The organism is Paenibacillus baekrokdamisoli (assembly GCF_003945345.1).
In the GTDB taxonomy this organism is placed as follows: domain Bacteria; phylum Bacillota; class Bacilli; order Paenibacillales; family Paenibacillaceae; genus Paenibacillus_Z; species Paenibacillus_Z baekrokdamisoli.
This window is the reverse complement of record NZ_AP019308.1, coordinates 4,032,350-4,040,000: the sequence shown is the minus strand read 5'-3', so window position 1 is coordinate 4,040,000 and position 7,651 is coordinate 4,032,350. Positions and strand designations below refer to the sequence as shown.

6 protein-coding genes are annotated in these 7,651 nt (G+C 43.8%); 4 read left to right on the top strand and 2 right to left on the bottom strand.

The features are described 5' to 3' along the window. Positions 1-152 precede the first annotated feature (152 nt). On the top strand, positions 153-560 hold the full coding sequence (locus tag EKN16_RS17955; protein WP_125660167.1) for a DUF6855 family protein: 408 nt from the start codon (positions 153-155) through the stop codon (positions 558-560). Positions 561-1,130: 570 nt separating this feature from the next. On the opposite strand, the gene EKN16_RS17950 is transcribed toward EKN16_RS17955, so the two are convergent. Further along, positions 1,131-2,351 (bottom strand): MFS transporter, encoded by a 1,221-nt coding sequence (locus EKN16_RS17950; RefSeq protein ID WP_125660164.1) that lies wholly within the window; start codon positions 2,349-2,351, stop codon positions 1,131-1,133. A gap of 251 nt (positions 2,352-2,602) precedes the next feature. Between EKN16_RS17950 and EKN16_RS17945 the strand changes: the two genes are divergently transcribed. Beyond that, the gene (locus EKN16_RS17945; RefSeq protein WP_125660161.1) at positions 2,603-3,196 is read left to right on the top strand and encodes a TetR/AcrR family transcriptional regulator; all 594 of its coding nucleotides are present in this window, start codon (positions 2,603-2,605) and stop codon (positions 3,194-3,196) included. A gap of 191 nt (positions 3,197-3,387) precedes the next feature. Here the strand turns inward: EKN16_RS17945 and EKN16_RS17940 are convergent, their stop codons facing one another. Then, entirely contained in the window at positions 3,388-4,812 is a 1,425-nt protein-coding gene (locus tag EKN16_RS17940; protein ID WP_125660158.1) for an amino acid permease, read from the bottom strand. 230 nt (positions 4,813-5,042) lie between these two features. Between EKN16_RS17940 and EKN16_RS17935 the strand changes: the two genes are divergently transcribed. Together EKN16_RS17935 and ald are read left to right on the top strand one after the other, a co-directional pair. Further along, positions 5,043-6,290: a PucR family transcriptional regulator gene (locus EKN16_RS17935; RefSeq protein ID WP_125660155.1), complete on the top strand. Its 1,248-nt coding sequence runs from the start codon at positions 5,043-5,045 to the stop codon at positions 6,288-6,290. A 166-nt stretch (positions 6,291-6,456) separates the two neighbouring features. Then, positions 6,457-7,590, top strand: coding sequence for an alanine dehydrogenase (gene ald / locus EKN16_RS17930; RefSeq protein ID WP_125660152.1), 1,134 nt, complete (start codon positions 6,457-6,459; stop codon positions 7,588-7,590). The last annotated feature ends 61 nt before the right edge of the window (positions 7,591-7,651 follow it).

Below are 7,651 nucleotides of genomic sequence, written 5' to 3'. Positions count from 1 at the left end.
TAGATGTAAGATATGATATGGAATACAGGCTGATATGTATAACCTGTTAATTAAGCTATACTAGTGAAGTGAAGAAATTTAACTTCCATCCATGTAACATATTGTTGATAATCATAGCTGACTGTTTAAATGCAGGTAAAAGGAGATAGGAAATGACTATTGAAAAAGGAAGTAAAGAGAACCCATGGAAACTTCAAACGCCTCCGTTAACATCGAGCTACGAAATGTATAAGGATGAGAAAGATGGTAAAGAAATAATAGTATGTACCGTAGGTAAAACGGTTTTGCATTATGACTACCGATGTATTGCTGATTTACAGGAGATGCTCAAACAGCATGGGGATTGGATGGAGCTTGGCAGCGCAGACGAGCAGAAGCCTGCCAAAGATGGTACCGTTGAAGCGTGGGGACGTTCAACCCAGAATCCAATCGGTGGCTGGTACGGTTTGAAAAAAGGGCTGCGAGGCCGATTTGGTATGTATCTGCCACCATTATTAGAGGAGTTAGGACTTGCAGAAGTAGAACACAATCCAAGAAACAATCGTATGCGAGCTATCTAATATGTTACCCAGGTCGACGCTAGTCTGATTAGCGTGATTAATCTAACTTGAGTAAACATCAGCATAAGTTAGATTAGCTGAACTAACTTGCCTAGTCATTAAATATCCATGTTGTTCTTGACTATGCTTAGGAATGAATCTACATAAAATCAGTGTACATAAATTAATTAAAGGAAACTTTCCGTGTAAGCACTACCTTTAACTTTTACTTTAGGTAGCGTTACGCTGGATGGTACGCCAAAAGAAGTTGTGGGTGATGCGGAATCTATTCCCGGTCTCCAAGAAGGGATGACTATATCAGCTGCGAAACCAGCTGACGGCAAAATGATCTGTATACCGCGACTCCAGTAGTTATGTTTGATGCCATTCCCCGAGTAACACCATAACAAGTAAACGTTTCTTGAAAACGATTCTCTGGCACTGACAACCTTTGATCGGTACTATACCCAACTAAGGTTGCTTTATTGAGGCTTATATAACGCTGTCCACTTGAGGGGGGAACTTCACCGGTGGTACTGGGTTTATTGGATTTTTGAAATAGGGCCGCATGCTAGTAGTAATAGGGATAACCTAATTGACAGAGATGTTCTCCTGCTTCATGACCGCTTGATTATATGCTGATCGGAGGGATTTATATCCTAGAAGTACGATCGCCAGAGCAAGAAAACCAGCCGCTATGGCTACGCTAAAGCCCATTGGTGCGCCAAAACCATCGACAACCCATCCTGCTACTGCCGATCCGAGAGCAACTCCGATACCCAACCCTGTAATTGCCCAAGTCATTCCTTCTGTAACCTGTGAGTGGGGAACGATTTTCTCCACCAGTCCCATAGTGATGATCATAGTGGGTGCAATGGACATTCCGGCGAAGAAAACAGTAACTGACAACGCGGTAATGCTCTCCACGAAGAATAGTGGAAGCATCGTCACCGTCGTTACTACAACGCCCCAGAGAAACTGACGATGAAGCGGAGTGCTGAGCCTAAGCGTTCCGAAAACAAGTCCTGCTAAACATGAACCAATCGCATAGATGGAGAGCACGAAACTGGCAGCGACCGTGTTCCCTTGATTTTCTGCAAAAGCTACACTTACTACATCCACTGTACCGAATATGGTACCTATGGCAGCGAGAGTGAATACGAGCCCTCTCATTGAACCTATCTTAATGACAGCTCCGTTACTATCAGGGTTAAAGGGACGTACGGCAGGTTCTGTACTTTTTTGAATTGTGAATAGGATTACCCCTATCAATAAAAATATGGATGCCAAAAGAGGGCCAGCTTCAGGAAATAACATTACACTTAGGCTGACAGAAATGACAGGTCCAATAATAAAACAGATCTCATCAACGACTGACTCAAAGGCAAAAGCGGTATGCAGCTTTGGTGAACCTTGATATAGCTCTGTCCAGCGGGCACGTACCATGGCTGGCATACTCGGCATACACCCAGCAAATAATGCGAACAGAAATAGCGTCCAATCGGGCGCTTGAAATCTGGTACACAGCAGTAAGGCGATAGTGGATAGTACACTGATTCCTGTGGCCGGGAGAAGTACACGGGATTGCCCCAATCGATCCACCAGACGGGAAATTTGAGGGGCAAGCAAAGCAGTAGCTAGTGCAAAGGTAGCTGCAACTGCACCGGCTAGCCAGTAATCTCCACGGAGCTGAGATAACATCGTAACAAGACCGATACCTGTCATGGAAATCGGCATTCGAGCGACAAAGCCTGCTGCGGAGAACTTCTTTGAACCAGGGGCTTTGAATATTTCACGGTAAACATTATTCATTTGAGTAAACCTCCTCATGTAGAAGCCATTCATTCAAGCGATTATATTTGTTCAAATGAATTGACATACGCCTTGTATGTGAATACTATATTACACATACAACACGTATGTCAATTTGCTTTCTAGACACCTCTTGTATACACTTATCTTAAGGGGAAAACAGTATAACTGCCCATTCCCAAAAGATTAATGCCTCATATGTCGAACAAAACTAAACATAGGCAAAAAAACGTATATAAGCAGGAGGCGTAATGGCTCGAAAAGCACGAACGGAAATGATTGCGGAAACTCGCGCTAAATTGGTGAGTGCAGCAAGGCAAGCTTTTGGCACGATTGGATACGCAGACACATCTATGGATGATCTTACAGCATCTGTAGGTTTGACGCGCGGTGCACTTTATCATCACTTTGGAGACAAAAAGGGCTTGCTTGAAGCTGTTGTAAAAGAAATTGATGCTGAAATGGATGACAGATTAGGAAGGATCTCAGATGCTGCGGCAGGAAATTGGGAAGGTTTTGTTGGACGTTGTCAGGCTTATCTCGCTATGGCGCTTGACCCAGAAATCCAGCGAATCGTGCTAAGAGATGCACCTTCGGTATTGGGCAGTACCTATACGCAGCCGTCTCAGTCTCATTGTTTAGCGACGATGGCTGACATGCTTCAGCAATTAATGGAGGCCCGAATTATTGGAACGACAGACTGCGAAGCATTAGCGCGGTTGTTGAATGGGGGGCTAATGAACAGTGCGATTTGGATTGCAAACTCCGAGGATGCAGAAGCTGATTTGACCAAGTCTTTAGACAGCCTTTCACTTACATTGAACGGTTTGCTATTGAAGGTTTGATACAGCTTTCTGAGGATTGATGAGAAAATGGCCCTAAACATCATCGAAATTCCGTTACCGAGAATGGAGCGATGAAGGCGGAGCTCGATCCCAGATAGGCAGGAATCTTCCCCTTAAGTAAATATGTATAAATATAAAGAAGTCCCCCATCATTTCTCTAGTTGAAATGATGGGGGACTTTATTCATAACATTATTTAACTGATAAGACTGGATCTTTTTGACCATCGTTGTGAGCGTCGAGGTTTCCAAGTGATTTCTTCTTATGGAGTCCTTTTCCGTAGTAGAACGCCACCAAGATGACATACCAGATCGGACCGACAACAAGAGCAATACGCGTATCAGGGAAATAAGCCATCAAGCCGATTACACCCACAAGGAAGACAAGTACGATATAGGAGCTGTAAGGCGCCCACGGCATTTTATAAAATAGTTTGCCTTTTTCCTCAAGGGATAAGCCTCTACGGAAGCGGATTTGGGAGATTAGAATAATGGCCCAAGTCCAGATCGCACCAAATGTTGCAATACTGGTTACCCATGTAAATACTTTTCCAGGGACAACATAGTTAAGAAGTACGCCAATTAGTAAAGCTATAGCTGAGGCGATAACTGCCGTTCCAGGGACGCCGTTTTTCGTTAACTTACCGAATTTGGCAGGGGCTTCACCCTGCTCAGCGAGATTAAAGAGCATACGTCCTGTGCTGAAAATACCGCTGTTGCATGAGGACAATGCTGCTGTTAATACAACAAAATTAATAATACCTGCCGCGCCAGGAATACCGATTAGTGAGAATGTCATCACAAAAGGACTTCCAGTTTTGCCGATTTCCGTCCACGGATAGATGGACATGATAACAAATAATGCTCCAACATAGAAAATTAGAATTCTCCAGAATACGGAGTCAATTGCTCTAGCCAGTGTTTTGCGCGGATTCTGAACTTCGCCTGCGGTTACCCCAATCATTTCGATGCCCAGATAAGCAAACATAACCATTTGTAAGGACATGAGTACACCCTTGAAACCGTTTGCAAAAAATCCGCCATGCGACCAAAGGTTGCTGATTCCAAGCGCAACGCCGCCGTTTCCAAAGCCGAAAACGATCACGCCGATACCGATTACAATCATCAGAACAATGGTTACGATTTTAACGAGAGCAAACCAAAACTCTAACTCCCCATACGCTTTAACTGTTAATAAGTTGACAAGACTCATGATCACAAGTGCCGCCAATGCCCAAATCCAGCGGGGAACACCTGGGTACCAGTATTCCATATAGATCCCAACAGCTGTGATTTCTGCCATACTTGTAACTACCCACAAAAACCAATAGTTCCATCCTGTCAAATACCCGAAGATCGATCCTACATAATTACGGGCATAACGGCTGAATGACCCGGCTACAGGATTATGAATGGCCATTTCTCCAAGCGCCCGCATAATGAAAAACATAGCTACGCCACCCAAAGCGTAAGCGATCAGAATGGCCGGACCTGCTAACTTGATGGCTGTAGCAGACCCTAGAAACAGTCCGACTCCAATTGCTGCCCCCAAAGACATTAACGTAATGTGCCTTTGTTCTAAACCGCGGTGCAATTCAGTTGTTTGTTTTTCTTTCACTTTCTGTTCCCCCTGAAGTAAATAATATTTTTGAAACCGCTGTCATGAAAGGGATGCAAAAGGGCACAATAGTAAAACCTAAAACCATGCCATGAAAGTTATGATATTATGGTATCATAATTTTTCAGCCTGCTTTTTGTTGAATTATGAAAAGATTATTCAGAGGGTTTGTGATTTTCAACAAAGACAGTATACAATTGTTAAACATTGGTTTGAGGAGTCGTCTGGAGATGAAGAATGAAAAAGACCCGTTCGATAGAAGCTTTGATAGTTTGGAAGCCTTAGTTGATACGATCAGCGAAGTATTACATTGCCCGGTAACGATTGAAGATGCCAATCACAGGCTTATTGCCTACAGTTCTCATGATCCGCAGACGGATCCGGCTCGAATTGCAACCATTATTGGTCGGCGCGTTCCAGAGAAAGTGATCAGCAGCTTATGGCGAGACGGAATCATTCAACAATTAATGCAAAGCAATGAGTCGGTTAGAGTGTCTGCAATACATGATATTGGGCTTGGTGATCGTTTAGCCATTGCAATTCGCAAAAATAACGAAATATTAGGATATATTTGGGTACTGGAAGTCGATGAAAAGCTTAATGACGATGCTACGAATCAGTTGAAAAAAGCGGCCGAAGCGGCGAAAACAAAGCTGCTCCAGCTTCAGATGCAGAAGCGGAAGGAAGAACAAGGATTTCAGGATTTCTTCTGGCAGCTGTTAACCGGACATTTAAAATCGAATGCGATGATCAAGGAAAGAGCGGAAAAGCTAGGGGCTATACTTCCGGCTTCCTTTCATGTCATCGTATTGCAATTCGAAGCTCCCATTAATGAGAAGCTGCATCAACAAATCCAATACATGATCACAACGAGCCAACGTATCCGCATATTTTGTCATGTGATTGACCAAAATCAGCTCATCCTGCTTTCCACGCCGCTGCCACAGCTTTTTTCTAAGGAAGACTACACCGAAGCTTTTGTGCAGCTTTTGAACCAGATGAAAAACCGTTTTGGCTTATCTCCTATTAAAGGAGGCAGCGGTACTTTATACGCAGACTATGCGATGGTGGAGAAAAGCTATCAAGAAGCGCTCACCGTGTTGAAAATTAAGAAGCAATTTCCGGATGAAACGAAATCGATACATTATTACCCCGACCTCGGGTACTATCGGTTTTTGCCATTGATTATGGAGGAAAAGCGTGCACACCATTATCAAAATGAATGTCTGCACAAGCTAAAACAATACGACTATGAGCATAACAGCAATCTGCTGCACACATTAGAAACGTACTTATGCAATGATAGTAACATCAAGATTGCCTCTGATGTTCTTCATGTTCATACCAATACATTAAACTACCGATTAAAGCGAATTTCTGAAATTGGCGGCGTAGACCTGAACAATATGGATCAGAAAGTAACGCTCTATCTGGAGATGAAAACTGAAAAGCTAGGCATCTATCCGACGAACGAATAATGTTGAATCTGCACAAAGGTTAATCCGTCGGGTAGAGGTTTAAGGCATGCAGCCTATTTGTTGAAATCCACAACGAAGCTGCTATTTTTTCTTGTTTCTAAACAAACCAAAAAAGCGTTTTCACCCTTATACTTGGCTTATTCGCAGATAAAGGGAGGAAAACCTCATGTTGATTGGTGTTCCGAAAGAAATTAAAAACAATGAGAACCGCGTTGCTATTACCCCTGCAGGTGTTGTTACCTTAGTCAAAGCGGGTCATAAAATTATAATTGAGAACAATGCTGGTATTGGCAGTGGTTTTACGAATGAGGACTATACAGCAGCAGGTGCTGCAATCTTGGATCAGGCAGCTGATGTGTGGGCTGAATCAGATATGGTTATGAAAGTAAAGGAACCACTCTCTTCCGAATACGGTTTTTTCCGCGAAGGTTTAATCTTGTTTACGTATTTACATTTGGCTGCAGAACCTGAATTAGCCCGTGCCCTTACAGAAAAAGGCGTGACAGCTATCGCTTATGAAACCGTTGAATTGAACCGTACGTTACCGTTGTTAACACCGATGAGTGAAGTGGCAGGCCGGATGTCAGCGCAAATCGGCGCACAATTTTTGGAGAAGCCGCACGGGGGCAAAGGAATCCTCCTAAGCGGCGTGCCGGGAGTTAAGCGCGGCAAGGTAACGATTATCGGCGGCGGCGTTGTAGGAACGAATGCGGCGAAAATTGCCGTAGGACTTGGTGCCGAAGTTACAATTATTGACCTGAGTGCGGATCGCCTTCGCCAATTGGATGATATTTTCGGTGCGACAGTGAATACGTTAATATCCAACCCGCTCAATATTGCTGAAGCCGTCAGAGAATCGGATCTTGTGATCGGAGCGGTATTAATTCCAGGCGCCAAAGCTCCAAAGCTCGTTACTGAAGACATGATTAAAGCAATGACGCCGGGTTCGGTTGTCATTGATGTTGCGATCGATCAAGGCGGTATTTTTGAAACAGTGGACCGAATTACGACCCACGATAAGCCAACTTACGAAAAACACGGTGTTCTTCATTACGCTGTTGCCAACATGCCTGGTGCTGTTCCAAGAACATCAACCATTGCATTAACGAATGTAACTGTTCCCTACGCGCTGCAGATTGCCAATAAAGGCGTGAAGCAAGCGATCGCAGATAACAACGCGTTGAAGCTTGGTGTTAATGCAGCTGGCGGCTCTATCACATACGAGGCTGTGGCTAGAGATCTTGGTTATGCTTATGTTCCGGTCGAAACTGCGATGGATAAGCAGATTTCTGTATTGTAATCATAATAACAATAACATCCCCTCGGAGACTTCTCCTGAGGGGATTTCCTTTCATCCATGA